This is a genomic window from Streptomyces sp. NRRL F-5630, from assembly GCF_000719475.1.
Classification (GTDB): Bacteria; Actinomycetota; Actinomycetes; order Streptomycetales; family Streptomycetaceae; genus Streptomyces.
In genome coordinates this window covers 37,751-56,468 of sequence record NZ_JOGO01000010.1, presented here as the reverse complement: position 1 = coordinate 56,468, position 18,718 = coordinate 37,751, and the positions used below count along the sequence as shown (strand labels likewise).

Here is an 18,718-nt window from a genome sequence, read left to right as displayed (position 1 = left end):
CGAGGAAGCAGACACACATGTCCAACCTGCTCGACTCCGTCGACGCCGCGTCGCTGCGCAGCGACCTCCCGGCGTTCCGCCCCGGCGACACCGTCAACGTCCACGTGCGCGTCATCGAGGGCAACCGCTCCCGTGTGCAGCAGTTCAAGGGCGTCGTCATCCGCCGCCAGGGCTCGGGCGTCCGCGAGACCTTCACGGTCCGCAAGGTCTCCTTCTCCGTCGGCGTGGAGCGCACCTTCCCCGTGCACACCCCGATCGTCGAGAAGATCGAGCTGGTGACCCGCGGTGACGTCCGTCGCGCCAAGCTCTACTACCTCCGTGAGCTGCGCGGTAAGGCCGCGAAGATCAAGGAGAAGCGCGAGAGCTGATCTCGCGGGCGCGGCCGGCGGGCCGCGCGCACCGGGCCACCACGGCCCGGGGGGACCCACAGCGTCGCCCGATAGCATCGGGGCGCCATGGACACCGAAACGCAGGACACGGAGCGCGACCGTTCCGCCGTACCGAATCCGTCCGCATCAACGACGGACCGGGCGGTGGAGGGGTCGCGCTCTCGTCTGTCCTGGCTGCCCGGCGGCGTGTGGACGGCCGCCGGGCTCGCTCTTGTCGCCGTCCTGCTCCTGGTGAGCCGCTTCGTCGCGCAACCCTTCGGGATTCCCAGCGCGTCCATGGAACCCGCGCTTCGCGTCGGTGACCGTGTCATGGTCGACAAACTGGCGTACCGTTTCGGCGGCGAGCCGCGCCGCGGCGACGTCGTGGTCTTCGACGGCACCGGGTACTTCGGTGACGGTGACTACATCAAGCGCGTCGTGGGAGTCGGGGGTGACCGGGTGCGGTGTTGCGCCAAGGACGGCAGGCTCACGATCAACGGGAAGCGGGTCACCGAGCCCTTCCTCCACTCCGGGGACACGCCCTCGGACGCCGCCTTCGACGTCGTGGTCCCGGCCGGACGCCTCTTCGTCCTCGGTGACCACCGCGCGGACTCCGCCGACTCGCGCGACCACCTCGGTTCGCCGGGCGGCGGCATGATCCCGCTCTCCTCCGTACGGGGCCGGGCGGACCTGGTGGTCTGGCCGCCGAGCCGCTGGAACGGCCTGCAACAACGCGACGCCTACGCGCGCGTCCCGGCGCCGTCCGCCGCGGCACATGGGTAGGCACGGGGGACAGCCGGGACGTCGCGGGACGGTGGGCGACGGGGATGACGACGCCGCCGCGTCGGGTGCGGCAGGAAGACCGTCCGACGCGGCGTGGCGCGCCTCGTACGAAGGGCAGGGGGCGGCATACGGGGACGCCGACGCTCCGTACGAGGGCCACGAAGCCCCGCACGACGCGCGCGACGCCGCGCGCTCCGTGGGCGACGTGGGGGCGACCCACGGCATCGGTGCGGCGCACGAGGGGCAGGCGAGCCCCGACGCGCACGCGACATCCGATGGGGGGAGTGTCGGCCGACGCGACGTAGGGCGTGTGCAGCGTCGCGCGCGGGCACGTCGCGTCGCGCGCCGCAGACGTCGCGCGACGTTGCGCGAGATCCCGCTCCTCCTGGGCGCGGCGTTACTCATCGCCCTCGTGCTGAAGACGTTCTTCGTGCAGGCGTTCGTGATCCCCTCGGGATCGATGGAGGAGACGCTGCGCATCGGCGACCGCGTGGTCGTCGACAAGCTCACGCCGTGGTTCGGCGCCGAGGTGCACCGAGGCGACGTCGTCGTCTTCCGTGACCCCGGCGGCTGGCTCGGCGACGAGGCGGGCGGCCCGGACACTTCGTCCGGGCCCGTCCGGCAGCTCAAGAAGGGGCTGGCATTCATCGGCCTCCTGCCGTCCGCCGACCAGAAAGATCTGATCAAACGCGTCGTAGGCGTCGGGGGCGACACCGTCGCGTGCTGCGACGCGCGGGGGCGGGTGACCGTCAACGGCCAGGCCGTGGAGGAGCCGTACGTTCGTGCGGGGAATAGGCCGTCCGAAGTGGAGTTCCGGGTCCATGTCCCGGCCGGCCGCCTCTTCGTGCTGGGGGATCACCGGGCGAACTCAGGAGATTCCCGCTTCCACCGCGACGCGGGCTATGACGGGACTGTCGCGGAAGACGCCGTGGTGGGGCGCGCCGTGGCCGTCGTCTGGCCTTTGGGGCACTGGTCCACGCCGGGGCACAGAGAGCGCTTCGCGCGGGTCCCCGACGCGGCGTCCGGGTGGGCCGGACGCACAGACGACTCGCATAGTCTGGCCCAGGCGCGGCCGAAGGCCGGCGTCGCGCTCCCGACCCCTGCGGAACTCCCGCTCGTTATGGGAGTGGTGGGCCCGCTCCTCCTACGGCGCGGGCAAGGGCTCGAAGTGAGGAGTGAGCGTGGGGGACGTCGCGGTGGGCGCCCGGTCCGGACACGAGGGGCCGGAAGAGCCGGAGCAGGGAGGCGCGGGACCGGCCGGCGCCGGGGAAGGGCGGGAGCCTGAGGTGACCGAGTCCGGCGCGGACACCCCGCGAGGCCATGGCAGGACCAGCGCCCCGAAGAAGCCGCGGCCGTTCTGGAAGGAACTGCCGCTGCTCATCGTCATCGCTCTGGTCCTGGCCCTGATCATCAAGACGTTCCTGGTGCAGGCGTTCTCGATCCCCTCCGGATCGATGCAGAACACGCTCCAGGTCAGCGACCGGGTACTCGTCGACAAGCTCACGCCGTGGTTCGGCTCCAAGCCCTCGCGCGGCGAGGTGATCGTCTTCAAGGACCCCGACCGCTGGCTGGAGAACGAGCCCACTCCCACGCCCAATGTCCTCCAGAGGGGCCTCAGCTTCATCGGGCTCATGCCGTCCGCGGACGAGAAGGACCTGATCAAGCGTGTCATCGGCGTCGGTGGCGACACCGTCGAGTGCAACGGCACCGGGCCGCTCAAGGTCAACGGCAAGCCGCTCGACGAGTCGTACGTCTTCCAGGGAAACACTCCTTGCTCGGTTGACGAGGGCGGTCAGTTCAGGGTCAAGGTGCCCAAGGACAAGTTGTGGGTGATGGGTGACCACCGCCAGGCGTCGGCCGATTCGCGGTACCACCAGACCGACCGCAATCAGGGCTTCGTCCCGGTCGACAACGTCATCGGTCGAGCCTTCGTGATCGCCTGGCCGCCGAACCGATGGTCGACCCTCTCGGTCCCCGACACCTTCCACCAGTCCGGCATCAACGCGGCGGCCTCCGCCACCGCCCCGGCCGCCCTCGGCCTCGTCGGCGCGTTCCCGTTCGTGCTCTGGCGCAGGCGGAGGCTTTCTGCCGAGCGTACCGACGGGTAGGGTGCCTCCCCAGACCGGCGATCATCGCGGCCGGACGCCCCGTGTCCCGGGCGCGCCGGCCGGTGACGCACCGTTCCGTCTGGGGGCACCACCATGAGCGCTTCGTCCGGTACGGCTCCGTCCGGAAGCCGTACGGGGAACGTGCTGTCGGGCATCGTCGTCGCACTGGGGTTCGTGCTGCTCGTCGGTGGCTTCACCTGGGGAGCGTGGGAGTACCGGCCGTACGCGGTGCCCACGCCCTCCATGTCCCCGACCATCGAGGCCGGTGACCGCGTACTCGGGCAACGCGTATCGGGTGACGAGGTACGCCGCGGCGACGTGGTCGTCTTCAAGGACCGCACCTGGGGCGACGCGACGCTGGTCAAACGCGTCGTGGCCGTCGGCGGCGACAAGGTCGCCTGTTGCACCGACGGTCACCTCACGGTCAACGGTGAGCCGATCGCCGAGCCCTACCTGCCCACCGACGCCGCGCACCGCGGCACGCGGCTGCCCGAGACGGCCGTGCCGAAGGGCCGTCTCTTCCTCCTCGGCGACGAACGCGCGGGCTCCCTCGACTCCACCGCCCACCTCGACGACGTCGCGCGCGGCTCCGTGCCCCGCTCGGCCGTCTCGGCGCGCGTGGACGCCGTCATCGTGCCGTGGCGCGGCATGCTGGAGCGCCCGAGCGGTTTCGCCGGGCTCCCGGGCGGCATCTCCACTCCGGGACCACTACGCCTGCTCCTCGGCGCCGTCGTTCTCGGCGCCGTGCTGATCCTCGGCGGCGCGGCGTACGGCCCGCTGGCGCGACGTGGCGCACGACGCCGCGCCGCGCGACGGGGGAGGGAGGCGGCGCCGCATGCGGTCTGAGGACGGAGGAGACGGGCGTACGTGGCGGGACGAGGGTACGCATCCGGACGACGGTGCGCCTCCGGACGACGCGACGTGCCGGGACGGCGTGCGGCCTGACGACGCGGCGCGTGGGGACGACCGCGCGGCGGGCGCCCGTGGCGGCGCGACGCCACGACACGCCGACCCATCGACCCCGTACGACGCGACGCTCCGTGACGAGACGCGACGTCGCGAGGCCGCCGCGCCCGTCGACGGCGCGCGGGACGCCGCACCACCGTCCGCGTCCCCGGGCGCCCTGCCCGGCGACGCCTCTCCGCTACGCCGCGTAGCGCGCGTCGTCCTGCTCGGGCCGGACAACCGCGTCCTCCTCCTTCACGGACACGAGCCGGGCGACTCGGCCGACGCGTGGTGGTTCACCCCCGGCGGCGGTCTGGAGGGGGCCGAGACGCGTGAGCAGGCGGCTCTGCGGGAGCTGAGGGAGGAGACAGGGATCACCGAGGTCGTCCTCGGACCCCTGCTGTGGAGACGGACCTGTTCCTTCTCCTTCGCGGGCCGGCGCTGGAACCAGGACGAGTGGTACTACCTCGCCCGTACGGCGCAGACCGCCACGGTCGCGGAGGGGCTGACCGAACTGGAGCGCAGCAGCGTCGACGGCGCCCGGTGGTGGACCTGCGCCGAGCTGGAGGCCACGTCGGAGACGGTCTATCCCACCCGGCTCGCGTCGCTCCTGCGACGTCTGCTGCGCGAGGGGCCGCCTTCGGTGCCCGAGATCCTCGCCACGGAAATCGCCTGACAGCGCAGGGGCAGGCGCACAATGGGAGGACGCACGGCTGAAGGGGAACTGCCATGAGCGCCGAGGACCTCGAAAAGTACGAGACCGAGATGGAGCTGAAGCTCTACCGGGAGTACCGCGACGTCGTCGGCTTGTTCAAATACGTGATCGAGACCGAACGGCGCTTTTACCTGACGAACGACTACGAGATGCAGGTGCACTCGGTGCAGGGCGAGGTGTTCTTCGAGGTGTCCATGGCGGACGCCTGGGTCTGGGACATGTACCGCCCCGCGCGCTTCGTGAAGCAGGTGCGGGTGCTCACGTTCAAGGACGTGAACATCGAGGAGCTCAACAAAACCGACCTGGATCTTCCCGGCGGCTGAACAGCGGCGACGACGAGCCGACCGGAGGGGCCCCGCGCGCGAGCGCGGGGCCCCTCCGGCATTTCCGCCCGCCATACACCGTGCAGAGGGTAGGCGGCCCAGCCTGGGGATAACTGTGCGTTCTCGCCGACACGCGTCACCCGAACGGGTGGGCGATTTTTCTTTTTCTCCGAACTTATCCACAGATTTCCGTTCGTCCCTCCCCGCCCCTCCTCGCTTCCGTCACAGTCAGTGAGGAAGGAGGTGGTGTCCGTGAACACCAGAACGGCGCTGGGCAGGTACGGCGAGGAGGCCGCCGTGCGGGCGCTCCGCGCGGCGGGGCTGCGGATCGTGGCACGCAACTGGCGGTGCGGTCGGGTCGGCGAGGTCGACATCGTCGCCTTGGACGGCGAGACCCTGGTCATCTGCGAGGTGAAGACTCGCAAGGCGGAGGGATTCGAGCACCCGATGGCCGCGGTGCGGACGGCGAAGGTGGAGCGGTTGCGGCGGCTCGCGGAGCTGTGGCTGAGCAAGCACGGAGGGGCGCCGCCGGGAGGGGTGCGCATCGATCTCGTGGGGGTTCTCGTCCCGCGGCGGTCGGGCATCCCGGACATCGAGCACGTCCGGGGGGTGGGCTGAATGGGCTTCGCCCGTACCTGCTCGGTGACCCTGCTCGGAATCGACGCGGTCGTGGTCGAGGTCCAGGCCGACCTCGAACCGGGCGTCGCGGCCTTCACCCTCGTCGGGCTGCCCGACAAGAGCCTGGTCGAGAGCCGGGACAGGGTGCGTGCCGCCGTCGCCAACTCGGGTGCCGAATGGCCGCAGAAGAAACTGACCGTCGGGCTCAGCCCCGCCTCGGTGCCCAAGAGCGGCAGCGGCTTCGACCTCGCGGTCGCCTGCGCCGTCCTGGGCGCCACGGAGAGGCTCGACCCCGCTGCCGTCGCCGATCTCGTGATGATCGGTGAGCTCGGCCTCGACGGACGCGTACGGCCGGTACGGGGCGTCCTGCCCGGCGTCCTCGCCGCGGCCGACGCCGGTTACCGGCACGTGGTCGTCCCGGAGAGCTCTGCGGCCGAGGCGGCGCTCGTACCCGGGATGTCCGTCCTCGGCGTACGCAGTCTGCGCCAGCTCGTCGCTGTGCTCGCCGGCGAAACGGTCCCCGAGGAGGAGCCCCTCGCCCCGGGCCGCCCCGATCCGCTGCTCGCGGGACTGTCGATGCCGGGCGCGGGTTTCGGGAGCGGCGTGGCCCCCGGTCTCGCCGACCGGCAGCCGGACCTCGCCGACGTCGCGGGGCAGCACACGGCCCGCCGCGCCCTGGAGGTGGCCGCGGCCGGCGGACACCACCTGCTGCTGCACGGGCCGCCCGGGGCGGGCAAGACCATGCTCGCGGAGCGGCTGCCGGGCATTCTGCCGCCACTGACCCGCGCCGAGTCCCTGGAGGTCACCGCTGTGCACTCCGTGGCGGGCATACTGCCGCCCGGACGGCCACTGGTGGAGTCACCCCCGTACTGCGCGCCGCACCACTCCGCGACGATGCAGTCGCTCGTGGGCGGCGGCACCGGGCTGCCCCGGCCGGGCGCTGTCTCGCTGGCTCACAGAGGGGTGCTCTTTCTGGACGAAGCGCCCGAATTCCACGGCCAGGTACTGGACTCCCTGCGGCAGCCGCTCGAATCGGGGTACGTGGTGATCGCGCGTTCCGCCGGGGTGGTGCGGCTTCCGGCGAAGTTCCTCATGGTCCTCGCGGCCAATCCCTGTCCCTGCGGCCGCAGCGGCCTCGTGGGCGATCCCTGCGAGTGCCCGCCGGCGATGGTGCGGCGCTACCAGGCCCGGATCTCCGGCCCGCTGCTCGACCGAGTGGACCTCCATGTCCGGGTCGATCCGATCGGCCGGGCGGAACTGCACCTGGACCGTGCGGACAACGAGTCCACGAGTGTCGTGGCCGCGCGAGTTCGCGAGGCGCGGGAGCGCGCGCTCGCTCGGTACCGCGAGGAGCCGTGGCACTGCAACAGCGAGGTCCCCGGGCACGAACTGCGCACCCGCTGGCCGCTCGCCCCTGGCGCCCTCGACGCCGTGGTACGAGACCTGGAGCGCGGCCTGCTGACGGCGCGGGGGCTCGACCGGGTGCTGCGCGTGGCCTGGACCCTCGCCGACCTGGCGGGCCACGACCGCCCCGACGCGGCGGCCCTGGCGCTGGCTCTGGAACTCCGTACCGGTGTGCGACGCGGAGCCGCCCTCACGAGAGGAGCCGCCGCATGAACGAGATCATCCCCGGACCCACAGGGGCGGAAGACAGCGAACGCCTGGCACGTGCCGCGCTCAGCCGGGTCTTCGAACCGGGCGAGCCGAAGACCGGTGCCCTGCTGCGGACGAGCGGCGGTGCCTGCCCGCTCCTGGAACGGCTGCGCGCGGGCGAGGGGCCCCCGAAGGGCTACACGAGGGCCCGCTGGGAAGGGCTGACCGCCAGGGCGCTGCGCGCGGATCCGGCGCAGGACCTGACGCGCGCCGCGGCGCTGGGTGCGCGGTTCGTGTGCCCGGGGGACCTCGAATGGCCGTCCCAGCTCGACGACCTCCAGGACGCCCGTCCCTTCGGGCTGTGGGTGCGCGGACCCGCGGACCTGCGGATGTGGTCGCTGAGGGCCGTCGCGGTGGTGGGGGCACGGGCGTGCACGGACTACGGCACCTACCTGGCCGGGGCCCTCGCCGTCGGCCTCGCCGAGCGGGGCTGGGTCGTCGCCTCGGGAGGAGCGTTCGGGATCGACGGGGCGGCGCACCGCGGTGCCCTGGGCGCCGCCGGAGGCACGATGGCGGTGCTCGCCTGCGGCATCGACCGTGGCTACCCGCCGGGTCACGCGCGCCTTCTCGCGCGGATCGCCGAGCAGGGACTGCTGGTGGGAGAACTGCCGCCGGGTGAACACCCCACACCAAGCCGCTTCGTGACGCGCAACCGTGTCATCGCCGCGCTGACGCGGGGGACTGTAGTCGTCGAAGCCGCTCTGCGCAGCGGGGCGCTGGTCACCGCACGTGCGGCCGAACGCTTGGGGCGCCACGTCATGGGAGTGCCTGGTCCTGCTACCAGCGGCCTCTCCGCCGGGGTGCACGAACTCCTGCGCGGCCAGGCCCACCTGGTGACGGACGCGGCCGAGATCGTGGAGCTGGTCGGGGAGATCGGTGAACTGGCCCCGGAGAAGCGCGGTCCCGTCGTACCGAGAGACCTGTTGAGCCCGGAGGCGGCGTCCGTACTCGCCGCGCTGCCCGCGCACGGAGTCGTGTCGGCGGAGAGCCTCGCCTTCGCCGCCGTCACCGCCAAGGACGACGTGATCGCGCGCCTGTACGAGCTACAGGCGCTCGGCTTTGTCGAACGCACCGGTGACGGCTGGCAGTTGACACGCCGGACGCGGACGGCGGCTTCCCGGGGGTGGGAAAGAGGCGGTCGTGTGTGAGCCGGGCGGGCCGACGGGGGCCCAAGTCCCTGTCGTCCGGGGGTTAAGCGCAAGGAGCCATCGCGGAGCGTGACGGCACGAGTGGTCCGTCGGGGGAGCGGAACGTATCTGCAAACGCGTAATCCCCTAACATGCGCACATTGCGACACCGTAGTCACGCTACGCTCACGACACCCCCACTCCCAGCAGGCGACCGGGCGACCTCCCGCCCTCGCGGGCCCGGCCCGTATCCACAAACTCCCAGACGAACAGCCCAGTTCGGCCCCGAACGACCCAAGGCGACGCATGCCCCAGCAGATCTCCGACTCCGACAGCGCGGCGGCTTCCCCTGCCGCAGGCGGCGACAGTGTCCAGCGCCGCGCGCCCCAGTCGGTGGACGAACTGTGGCGTATGTACAAGACCACCGGGGACGCACGCCTGCGCGAGCAGCTGATCCTGCACTACTCGCCCCTCGTGAAGTACGTCGCCGGCCGGGTCAGCGTCGGCCTCCCGCCCAACGTCGAGCAGGCCGACTTCGTCTCCTCCGGGGTCTTCGGGCTGATCGACGCGATCGAGAAATTCGACATCGAGCGGTCCATCAAGTTCGAGACGTACGCGATCACCAGGATTCGCGGCGCCATGATCGATGAACTGCGCGCCCTGGACTGGATTCCCCGCTCCGTCCGGCAGAAGGCGCGCAACGTCGAACGCGCCTACGCCACGCTGGAGGCGAAGCTCCACCGCACCCCCACCGAGGTGGAGGTGGCAGGGGAGATGGGGGTCGGCGTGGAGGACTTGCACGCTGTTTTCAGCCAGTTGTCCCTCGCCAACGTCGTGGCGCTGGAGGAACTCCTCAGCGTCGGCAGCGAGGGGGGTGGCCGACTCAGCATCATGGACACCCTGGAGGACACCGGAGCCGACAACCCCGTCGAGGTCGCGGAGGGCCGCGAGCTGCGCCGACTGCTCTCGCGGGCCATCAACTCCTTGCCGGAGCGCGAGAAGACCGTGGTGATGCTCTACTACTACGAAGGGCTCACGCTGGCGGAAATCGGCCATGTCCTCGGCGTGACCGAGAGCCGGGTCAGCCAGATCCACACCAAGTCCGTGCTCCAGTTGCGCGCGAAGCTGTCGAGCTTCGACACCTGAGGGCTGGAAGGCTTCGGCTCCTGAGGCTGACGCCTGAGTGGCGCACGCGAAGCGGTTGATGTGCGTGGGGCAACCGCGCCCGCGGCGACGGTGCGCTTTGCGAGAACTTGACCTCCTTTCATGTGCCGGTAGCCTGCGCCCTGGGCTGATGGGGGCGGCGTCCGTAAAGTGGACGGGTGCCAAGGATTCGAGCGGCCTCCGTGGCCGAGCACCGAGCGATGCAGCGCAGTGCCTTGCTGGACGCCGCGCGGGCCCTGCTGTCCGAGGGCGGGACCGACGCGCTGACCTTCCCCGCGCTCGCCGAGCGCACCGGCCTGGCCCGGTCCTCGGTCTACGAGTACTTCCGTTCCCGGGGCGCCGTCGTCGAGGAACTCTGCGCCGTCGACTTCCCCGTGTGGGCGGCCGAGGTCGAGCTCGCCATGGCGGAGGCGGCCACCGCGGCGGAGAAGATCGAGGCGTACGTCCGTCGCCAGCTGGACCTGGTCGGGGATCGCAGGCACCGCGCCGTGGCGGCGATCTCCGCCAGTGAACTCGACCGCGGTGCGCGGGAGAAGATCCGCGCCGCGCACGGCGGTCTCGTCGGTCTCGTCGTGGGCGCGCTCAGCGACCTCGGCCACGAGGAGCCGCGCCTTGCGGCGATGCTCCTCCAAGGTGTCGTCGATGCCGCCGTGCGCCGGATCGAGTTCGGTGTCGCCGAGGAGCCGGGGAAGATCGCCGACGCGGCCGTCGCCCTCGCTCTGCGCGGCGTGACTGCCGGCTGACCTGCCCTTCCCGGCGTGCGTGCCGCCCCGTGACCTCCTCGCCGTCCGGCGCCGGTGCGTGCGGCCGGGCCGCCGTGTGCCGCCGGCCTGCGGAGGCCGAGACCGGCTGTTCGGCAGGGGCAACCGGGACCGGCTGCTCGGCAGGAGGAGGTGAAACCGGCTGACGCACGGAAACGGGACGTGCCACGTGTCGAGGGGCGGACCGCAGCAGCGGATGCGCGGCGGGGTCCGCTGAGGCGCCCGTGCCCGCTCTCGCGCCGGGGCCTGAGTGTGGCGCTTGCGGCTGCGGGAGAGGGCCAGTAGGCGGGTACAGCCGGGAGGGGCCGAGACCGAGCAGTTCCGGCGGCAGCAGGCTCAGCGGGTTGAGGTACGTCTTCCCGCGCCGCAGCCCCCAGTGCAGGCACGGCGTCCCGCAGTGGTACGCGTCGGCTCCGTCCAGTACGCCGAGCGGCTGCCCCGCCTCCACGACGTCCCCCTTGCGGACGGATGCCACGACGGGCTCGTACGTCGTCCGCAGCGGAGGGCTGCCGGTGCCTGGCAGCTCGACGCTCACCACTCCGCGGCCTCCCACGGGACCGGCGAAGACGACCCGCCCGGCCGCTGCCGCCCGTACGACCGTGCCCTCGCTCGCTCCCAGGTCGATGCCCCGGTGGCCCGGTCCGTACGGGGTGGCCGGAGGCTCCCAGCCGCGCAGCACCGGGGGCGGCGCGGAAACCGGCCAGGCGCGGGCGGTGGAGTCCGGGTCGGTGGTGGCGGGGGTCGTGGGGGAGGGGGCAGGCCTCCTCTTGAGGTGGCTTTCGCTCGTAACGCTGCCACTGCCTTCTGCGCCTGTGGATTTCCGTTCCGATGAGCTGCTTTTCCTATGAGCGCCGGTCATACGACTGCCGACCGGACCGCTCGTGCGAGTGCTTGTCGTACGAGCGGTAGTCCTACGAGTCGAAGTGGGCGGCTTGTGGGGAGAGTGGCGCTGCGGCGGGCAGCCGACGGTGCGTGTCCGAGGCGGGGGCTGCGTCGGCGGAGGTGCCGTGGCGGGAGTTCTGCTCGCCGTGCAGCTGTGTGCCGCACCCTCCGGGCCCTCTTGCGCGGCCCATGTCGCCGCCCAGGCCGCCAACGAGGCGGCGAGAGTGGCCGAGGCGGCGGCGAGCACCGCTGTACCCAGGCGCAGGAGGGAGCGTGCGCGAAGTGAAGCCTCGGAGGTGGTCGCCATCAGTGACCATCGCCTTTCTCTGTGCGGATCGGGCCAACGCGCAGCCCGTACAGCACTGCGCGCCGTTACGGAGAGCGCTTCTCCGTAAGAAAAGCGTGACGTACCTGCAAGGTGAGCAGCGCCACTTTCTGGCGATCTGTGGATAACTGGCCCGTTACGGATATCGCCGTCACCCGGAAGCGTGGCGGTCCCGTACACTTCTCGTGGCGATCCGGGGTCCCGGATCGACTTCGCACGCCCCGACCTCGGTGGGATTCGTCCCGTACGACGGTGGGTTCTCCGATGTCCGCGCTTCTCGGTCCCTTGTGGCGCAGCGCGACCGGGGCGTCAGGAGCGTTGGCCGACCGGCCGGCGCAACCGGGAAAACAAGGAGATACGGCCATGGCCGTCGTCACGATGCGGGAGCTGCTGGAAAGCGGCGTCCACTTCGGTCACCAGACCCGTCGTTGGAACCCGAAGATGAAGCGCTTCATCTTCACGGAGCGCAACGGCATCTACATCATCGACCTGCTCCAGTCGCTGTCGTACATCGACCGCGCCTACGAGTTCGTCAAGGAGACCGTCGCCCACGGTGGCACGGTCATGTTCGTCGGCACGAAGAAGCAGGCGCAGGAGGCCATCGCGGAGCAGGCCACCCGCGTCGGCATGCCCTACGTCAACCAGCGCTGGCTGGGCGGCATGCTCACCAACTTCTCCACCGTCTACAAGCGCCTCCAGCGCCTGAAGGAACTGGAGCAGATCGACTTCGAGGACGTGGCCGCCTCCGGCCTCACCAAGAAGGAACTGCTCGTCCTCTCCCGCGAGAAGGCCAAGCTGGAGAAGACCCTCGGCGGTATCCGCGAGATGCAGAAGGTGCCCAGCGCCGTCTGGATCGTGGACACCAAGAAGGAGCACATCGCCGTCGGTGAGGCGCGCAAGCTCAACATCCCGGTCGTCGCGATCCTCGACACCAACTGCGACCCCGACGAGGTCGACTACAAGATCCCGGGCAACGACGACGCGATCCGCTCCGTCACCCTGCTCACCCGCGTGATCGCCGACGCCGTCGCCGAGGGACTCATCGCCCGCTCCGGCGCCGCCACCGGCGACTCCAAGCCGGGCGAGAAGGCCGCCGGCGAGCCGCTGGCCGAGTGGGAGCGCGACCTGCTCGACGGCGACAAGAAGGACGAGGCCGCCGCCGAGGCGGAGGTCCAGACCTCCGCCGAGACCGAGAAGGTCGCGGACGCCGAGGCCGTCGAGGTTCCCGCCGCCGAGGCCGAGGCCGTCGAGGCGCCGGCCGAGCAGGCGCCGGCCGAGCAGGCCTGACCTTCCGGGGTTGGTGACGGCGGGGGCCACGCGGCCCCCGCCGTCCATCCGTAGCATCCCGCGGTTCGAGGGTGCCCACGCCGCTCACTCACCGCTGGCGGCGGCAGGGGCCGCGCCGTACGGACCGCGCCCTCCAGACTTCGAGAAAGACTCACAGGATCATGGCTGCGAACTACACCGCCGCCGACGTCAAGAAGCTCCGCGAGCTGACCGGCGCCGGCATGATGGACTGCAAGAAGGCGCTGGACGAGGCCGAGGGCGACGTCGACAAGGCCGTCGAGCTTCTCCGCGTCAAGGGCCAGAAGGGCGTCGCCAAGCGCGAGGGCCGCTCCGCCGAGAACGGCGCCGTCGTCTCCCTCCTCGCCGACGACCACACCTCCGGCGTCCTCGTCGAGCTGAAGTGCGAGACCGACTTCGTCGCCAAGGGTGAGAAGTTCCAGGCCGTCGCCCACACGCTCGCCGAGCACATCGCGAAGTCGTCCCCCGCCGACCTGGAGGCCCTGCTCGCCTCCGAGATCGAGGCCGGCAAGACCGTCCAGGCGTACGTGGACGAGGCCAACGCCAACCTCGGCGAGAAGATCGTCCTCGACCGCTTCGCGCAGTTCTCCGGCGGCTACGTCGCGGCGTACATGCACCGCACGATGCCCGACCTGCCGCCGCAGATCGGTGTCCTTGTCGAGCTCGACAAGGAGAACGCCGAGGTCGCCAAGGACGTCGCGCAGCACATCGCCGCCTTCGCGCCGAAGTACCTCTCGCGCGAGGACGTGCCCGCGGACGTCGTCGAGTCCGAGCGCCGCGTCGCGGAGGAGACCTCGCGCAACGAGGGCAAGCCCGAGGCCGCGCTCCCCAAGATCGTCGAGGGTCGCGTCAACGGCTTCTTCAAGGAGGTCTCCCTCCTCGACCAGCCGTTCGCCAAGGACAACAAGAAGTCCGTCAAGAAGATCCTGGACGAGGCCGGTGTCACCCTGAAGCGCTTCGTGCGCATCAAGGTCGGCATCTGAGTCCGTACCACGACCGGCTCGGCGTCCCGCCCGGTAGCCGCCGGACGGGGTGCGGAGCCTCTTGTCCCGCCCCCCCGGGGCGCGGGACAAGGCGCTGATCTGACGAGGAGGCCATTGCCGTGCACGGGGTGCCCACAACGCCCGCCGGCAATGGCCTTCTTGCTATGTGCACCACGAGGAGAACCCCATGACCATGGCCGAAGCCGATAAATCCACCGATTCCAGCGTGCACGGCAAGGGCGCCGGCCGCTTCTTGCTGAAGCTGTCCGGTGAGGCGTTCGCCGGTGGTGGCGGGCTCGGGGTCGACCCCGACGTGGTGCACACCATCGCGCGTGAGATCGCGGCCGTCGTACGCGACGGTGCGCAGATCGCCGTCGTCCTCGGCGGGGGCAACTTCTTCCGCGGTGCCGAACTGCAACAGCGCGGCATGGACCGGGCGCGTTCCGACTACATGGGCATGCTCGGCACGGTCATGAACTGCCTCGCTCTCCAAGACTTCCTGGAGAAGGAGGGCATCGACTCCCGCGTCCAGACGGCGATCACGATGGGCCAGGTGGCCGAGCCGTACATCCCGCTGCGCGCCGTGCGGCACCTGGAGAAGGGGCGCGTCGTCATCTTCGGCGCCGGTATGGGGATGCCGTACTTCTCCACCGACACCACCGCCGCGCAGCGCGCCCTGGAGATCCACGCCGAAGCCCTCCTCATGGGCAAGAACGGCGTGGACGGCGTCTACGACTCGGACCCGAAGACCAATGCCGACGCGGTGAAGTTCGACGCGCTCGGCTACGGGGAGGTCATCACGCGGGACCTCAAGGTCGCCGACATGACCGCCATCACCCTCTGCCGCGACAACCAGCTCCCGATCCTCGTCTTCGAGCTGCTGACCGCGGGCAATATCGCCCGGGCGGTCAAGGGTGAGAAGATCGGCACGCTCGTGAGCGACCAGGGCACTCGGGCCTGACCGCCGCGTGCTCCGGCCGCCCTCTCGGGCGAGCACGGAGCGCCGCCGGGCGACGGGATGGACAAAGGCCCGTCGCTCGGACACCGTGCAGTACGGAAGCGACGCAGCCGGACCTGTGCGCCTCTCGCCCCCGCGGCGGGACGAACCTCATCAGGCCAACTCAAGACACGCAGGAGCAAGTGGTGATCGAAGAGATCCTCCTCGAAGCCGAGGAGAAGATGGAGAAGGCCGTGGTGGTCGCCAAGGAGGACTTGGCCGCCATTCGTACCGGTCGCGCGCACCCGGCGATGTTCAACAAGATCGTCGCGGACTACTACGGCGCGCTGACGCCGATCAACCAGCTCGCCTCGTTCTCGGTGCCCGAGCCCCGTATGGCCGTCGTGACCCCGTTCGACAAGAGCGCGCTGCGCAACATCGAGCAGGCCATCCGCGACTCGGACCTCGGCGTCAACCCGAGCAACGACGGGCACATCATCCGGGTGGTGTTCCCCGAGCTGACCGAGGAACGCCGCAAGGAGTTCATCAAGGTCGCGCGGACCAAGGGCGAGGACGCGCGCGTCTCGATTCGCGCCGTGCGTCGCAAGGCCAAGGACGCCCTCGACAAGCTGGTCAAGGACAAGGAGACCGGCGAGGACGAGGTGCGGCGCGCGGAGAAGGAGCTCGACGACACCACCGCGAAGTACGTCGCGCAGGTGGACGAGCTGCTCAAGCACAAGGAATCCGAGCTGCTTGAGGTCTGATGAACGACTCCTCCTGGGACGCGCCGTCCCGTACCGGATACGGCGAGCCGTGGCCCACCTCCGGACAGGGGGCTGCCTCGGCGGGTCCCGTGTACGAAGGGCATGACGTCCAAGAGACTCGGCCCATGCCCATCGTGCCCGACGTACCCGCGAACGGCGGCGACCAGGACGACGACGGGGGGGCCGCTCGGCGGAGTGGTCCCCTGTTCCGCGACGAGGTGCCGCGGGAGCCCGGCCGGCCCGAGCCCGTCCACCCCGTGTCCCCGGCCGCGCAGCCGTCCCCGACGCCTGTGCAGCCGTCCTCGGCACCGAGCCCCGGCCGTCAGAAGAAGAGCGCCGGCCGGAACCTGGGGGCGGCCATAGGCGTCGGTCTCGGTCTCGGTGTCGTTGTCGTCGCGTCGTTGTTCATCGTCAAGGCCGTCTTCGTCGGCGTCATAGCGCTCGCCGTCGTCGTCGGTCTGTGGGAGCTGACCTCCCGCCTCGCCGAACGCAAGCAGATCAAGGCGCCGCTGATTCCGCTCGCCGCGGGCGGCGTCGCGATGGTCGTCGCGGGCTACGTGCGGGGCGCCGAGGGCGCGTGGGTGGCGATGGCGCTGACGGCGCTCGTCGTGCTCGTGTGGCGGATGTTCCAGCCGCCAGAGGGCTACCTGAGGGACGTCACCGCAGGCGTCTTCGCGACGTTCTACGTGCCGTTCCTCGCGACGTTCGTCGCGCTGATGCTCACCGCGGACGACGGGCCGCGCCGGGTGCTGCTCTTCCTCGTGCTCACGGTCGTCAGCGACACCGGCGCGTACGCGGTGGGCTGGCGCTTCGGCTCGCACAAGCTCGCTCCCCGCATCAGCCCGGGCAAGACCCGCGAGGGGCTCCTGGGCGCGGTGAGCTTCGCCATGGTCGCCGGCGCGCTGCTGATGCAGTTCATGATCGACGACGGGCAGTGGTGGCAGGGACTGCTCCTCGGCCTGGCCGTCGCGGCCAGTGCCACCCTGGGCGACCTGGGTGAGTCCATGATCAAGCGGGACCTGGGCATCAAGGACATGGGAACGCTGCTCCCCGGCCACGGCGGCATCATGGACCGGCTCGACTCGCTCCTGCCCACGGCGCCCGTCGCCTGGCTGCTGCTCGTCCTCTTCGTCGGCTCGGGCTGAGGCCCGGGCGGCTCCCGGGGCCAGGCCCGGTCCGGGGGGCTCCCGGGGCCAGGCCAGGCCCGGTCCGGGGCCGGGAGCTGCCCGTCCTTCGGCGCGGGGTGAGGTCCGCGCGCGTTACGCTGAAAGGGTCCGCCGTGACATACGGCGGACCCTTTCGTGTACGGGCTCACGCCGCGTCGCGCCCAGCGGGGGTGACGCCGGGGGCGCCGCGCACACCGTACGCCGCCCCCGAGGCGCCCACCTGGCGCGTCGTCGCGTCCGCAGGGACGCGCGGCGTCTCCGCACCGTCACCGAGGAGTACTGGCCCATGCCGCCCGCACCTGGAGAACTCACCTTCGTCGCGCCGCGCGGTGCCAAGAAGCCCCCTCGTCACCTCGCCGACCTCAGCCCCGCCGAGCGCAAGGAGGCCGTCGCCGCCATCGGCGAGAAGCCCTTCCGCGCCAAGCAGCTCTCGCAGCACTATTTCGCCCGCTACGCGCAGGACCCGGCGCAGTGGACCGATATCCCCGCCGCGGCGCGGGGGCGGCTCCAGGAGGAGCTGCTGCCCGAGCTGATGTCCGTCGTGCGCCACATCTCGTGCGACGACGACACGACGCGCAAGACGCTGTGGCGTCTCTTCGACGGCACGCTCGTCGAGTCGGTGCTCATGCGCTACCCCGACCGCGTCACCATGTGCATCTCCTCCCAGGCGGGCTGCGGGATGAACTGCCCGTTCTGCGCGACGGGGCAGGCCGGGCTCGACCGCAATCTCTCGACGGCCGAGATCGTGCACCAGATCGTCGAGGGCATGCGTGCCCTGCGCGACGGAGAGATTCCGGGCGGCCCGGCGAGGCTCTCCAACATCGTCTTCATGGGCATGGGGGAGCCGCTCGCCAACTACAACCGCGTCGTGGGCGCGATCCGTCGGCTCACCGACCCGGAGCCCGACGGCCTCGGGCTTTCGCAGCGCGGCATCACGGTGTCCACGGTGGGGCTCGTGCCCGCGATCCACCGTTTCGCGGACGAAGGGTTCAAGTGCAGGCTCGCGGTCTCGCTGCACGCCCCGGACGACGAGCTCCGGGACACGCTGGTGCCGGTCAACACGCGGTGGAAGGTCCGTGAGGTCCTGGACGCCGCGTGGGAGTACGCGGAGAAGTCGGGACGCCGGGTCTCGATCGAGTACGCGCTCATCCGCGACATCAATGACCAGGCGTGGCGGGGCGACCTTCTGGGCCGGCTTCTGAAGAACAAGCGCGTGCACGTCAACCTCATCCCGCTCAACCCGACGCCCGGGTCGAAGTGGACTGCGTCGCGGCCGGAGGACGAGCGCGCCTTCGTGGACGCGATCGCTGCGCACGGTGTGCCGGTGACGGTGCGCGATACGCGGGGGCAGGAGATCGACGGCGCGTGCGGGCAGCTGGCGGCGGCGGAGCGCTGAGCGAACGCGACGCGGCGTGACGTTGGGCTGGGGCGCGGCGTCGGGCGGCGACGTGGCGTCGAGGTGCGGCGCGGCGTGGCGGCGCGCGCTGCGCAGCGGGTGTGTGGCGCGGGCAGGACGCGGCGTGGACCGACGCGGGGCACGTTGCGCCTGCGAGGTGCGCCGGGGACGGGCACGGGGCCCCGCGCGGCGTAGCGATAGGGTGGGCGAGCACCATCGCTCGCGGCGTGGCCGGGAGCACGACATCTCCATAGTCCGTACGACGTACACATTCCGACAGGGGAGCGCCACAGCGCTGAGAGTGCGACACCACACCGGCCACCGGTGTACAGGTCGCAGACCCTCTGAACCTCGCCCGGGTCATTCCGGGTAGGGAGTTCGGTCACCACTCATGC

General features: G+C 71.0%; 18 protein-coding genes, 1 pseudogene and 1 riboswitch. Of the genes and pseudogenes, 18 read left to right on the top strand and 1 reads right to left on the bottom strand.

Features of this window, described 5'->3' with window-relative positions; all coding sequences use genetic code 11:
• The first annotated feature begins 17 nt into the window (after positions 1 to 17).
• The 12 genes from rplS (at position 18) to IF99_RS0107235 (ending at position 10,547) form a co-directional block, all read left to right on the top strand.
• On the top strand, positions 18 to 368 hold the full coding sequence (rplS, locus tag IF99_RS0107290; RefSeq protein ID WP_030995528.1) for a 50S ribosomal protein L19: 351 nt from the start codon (positions 18 to 20) through the stop codon (positions 366 to 368).
• A gap of 87 nt (positions 369 to 455) precedes the next feature.
• Positions 456 to 1,151 carry a signal peptidase I gene (lepB, locus tag IF99_RS0107285; protein ID WP_030995527.1) on the top strand — a complete coding sequence of 232 codons (696 nt, stop codon included), beginning with the start codon at positions 456 to 458 and terminating at the stop codon, positions 1,149 to 1,151.
• Positions 1,144 to 2,436 (top strand): signal peptidase I, encoded by a 1,293-nt coding sequence (gene lepB, locus IF99_RS30615; protein WP_037826569.1) that lies wholly within the window; start codon positions 1,144 to 1,146, stop codon positions 2,434 to 2,436. The genes lepB (IF99_RS0107285) and lepB (IF99_RS30615) overlap by 8 nt, the downstream gene beginning before the upstream one ends.
• The gene (gene lepB / locus IF99_RS0107275) at positions 2,333 to 3,259 is read left to right on the top strand and encodes a signal peptidase I (RefSeq protein WP_030995525.1); all 927 of its coding nucleotides are present in this window, start codon (positions 2,333 to 2,335) and stop codon (positions 3,257 to 3,259) included. The genes lepB (IF99_RS30615) and lepB (IF99_RS0107275) overlap by 104 nt, the downstream gene beginning before the upstream one ends.
• Before the next feature lie 93 nt (positions 3,260 to 3,352).
• Positions 3,353 to 4,105, top strand: a complete 753-nt coding sequence (gene lepB, locus IF99_RS0107270) for a signal peptidase I (RefSeq protein ID WP_030995524.1) — start codon at positions 3,353 to 3,355, stop codon at positions 4,103 to 4,105.
• Between the two features lie 277 nt (positions 4,106 to 4,382).
• On the top strand, positions 4,383 to 4,880 hold the full coding sequence (locus tag IF99_RS0107265; RefSeq protein ID WP_030995523.1) for an NUDIX hydrolase: 498 nt from the start codon (positions 4,383 to 4,385) through the stop codon (positions 4,878 to 4,880).
• A 53-nt stretch (positions 4,881 to 4,933) separates the two neighbouring features.
• Positions 4,934 to 5,242, top strand: a complete 309-nt coding sequence (locus IF99_RS0107260; RefSeq protein WP_007821609.1) for a DUF2469 domain-containing protein — start codon at positions 4,934 to 4,936, stop codon at positions 5,240 to 5,242.
• Between the two features lie 252 nt (positions 5,243 to 5,494).
• Positions 5,495 to 5,860 carry a YraN family protein gene (locus IF99_RS0107255; RefSeq protein ID WP_030995522.1) on the top strand — a complete coding sequence of 122 codons (366 nt, stop codon included), beginning with the start codon at positions 5,495 to 5,497 and terminating at the stop codon, positions 5,858 to 5,860.
• On the top strand, positions 5,861 to 7,477 hold the full coding sequence (locus tag IF99_RS0107250; protein ID WP_030995521.1) for a YifB family Mg chelatase-like AAA ATPase: 1,617 nt from the start codon (positions 5,861 to 5,863) through the stop codon (positions 7,475 to 7,477). It abuts the gene before it with no gap.
• On the top strand, positions 7,474 to 8,661 hold the full coding sequence (gene dprA, locus IF99_RS0107245) for a DNA-processing protein DprA (RefSeq protein WP_030995520.1): 1,188 nt from the start codon (positions 7,474 to 7,476) through the stop codon (positions 8,659 to 8,661). Before IF99_RS0107250 ends, dprA begins: the two co-directional genes overlap by 4 nt.
• Before the next feature lie 285 nt (positions 8,662 to 8,946).
• A complete protein-coding gene (gene whiG / locus IF99_RS0107240) occupies positions 8,947 to 9,786 on the top strand; it encodes an RNA polymerase sigma factor WhiG (protein ID WP_030995519.1) in 840 nt (279 codons plus the stop codon).
• Between the two features lie 200 nt (positions 9,787 to 9,986).
• On the top strand, positions 9,987 to 10,547 hold the full coding sequence (locus IF99_RS0107235; protein ID WP_030995518.1) for a TetR/AcrR family transcriptional regulator: 561 nt from the start codon (positions 9,987 to 9,989) through the stop codon (positions 10,545 to 10,547).
• Between the two features lie 418 nt (positions 10,548 to 10,965).
• On the opposite strand, the pseudogene IF99_RS32125 reads toward IF99_RS0107235, so the two are convergent.
• Positions 10,966 to 11,424: pseudogene (locus IF99_RS32125) on the bottom strand (murein hydrolase activator EnvC family protein); the annotation flags it as partial.
• Positions 11,425 to 12,135: 711 nt separating this feature from the next.
• Here IF99_RS32125 and rpsB point away from each other — a divergent pair.
• The 6 genes from rpsB (at position 12,136) to rlmN (ending at position 18,323) form a co-directional block, all read left to right on the top strand.
• Positions 12,136 to 13,059: a 30S ribosomal protein S2 gene (gene rpsB, locus IF99_RS0107230; protein WP_030995517.1), complete on the top strand. Its 924-nt coding sequence runs from the start codon at positions 12,136 to 12,138 to the stop codon at positions 13,057 to 13,059.
• Positions 13,060 to 13,220: 161 nt separating this feature from the next.
• Positions 13,221 to 14,060, top strand: coding sequence for a translation elongation factor Ts (gene tsf, locus IF99_RS0107225; RefSeq protein WP_030995516.1), 840 nt, complete (start codon positions 13,221 to 13,223; stop codon positions 14,058 to 14,060).
• 187 nt (positions 14,061 to 14,247) lie between these two features.
• Complete coding sequence (gene pyrH, locus IF99_RS0107220) at positions 14,248 to 15,021, top strand: UMP kinase (RefSeq protein WP_030995515.1); 774 nt, start codon at positions 14,248 to 14,250, stop codon at positions 15,019 to 15,021.
• Between the two features lie 182 nt (positions 15,022 to 15,203).
• Positions 15,204 to 15,761, top strand: a complete 558-nt coding sequence (gene frr, locus IF99_RS0107215; RefSeq protein WP_008745390.1) for a ribosome recycling factor — start codon at positions 15,204 to 15,206, stop codon at positions 15,759 to 15,761.
• Positions 15,761 to 16,906: a phosphatidate cytidylyltransferase gene (locus IF99_RS0107210; protein ID WP_107048943.1), complete on the top strand. Its 1,146-nt coding sequence runs from the start codon at positions 15,761 to 15,763 to the stop codon at positions 16,904 to 16,906. Before frr ends, IF99_RS0107210 begins: the two co-directional genes overlap by 1 nt.
• Before the next feature lie 307 nt (positions 16,907 to 17,213).
• Complete coding sequence (rlmN, locus tag IF99_RS0107205; protein WP_030995513.1) at positions 17,214 to 18,323, top strand: 23S rRNA (adenine(2503)-C(2))-methyltransferase RlmN; 1,110 nt, start codon at positions 17,214 to 17,216, stop codon at positions 18,321 to 18,323.
• A 268-nt stretch (positions 18,324 to 18,591) separates the two neighbouring features.
• A riboswitch (TPP riboswitch) is annotated at positions 18,592 to 18,717 on the top strand.
• The last annotated feature ends 1 nt before the right edge of the window (position 18,718 follow it).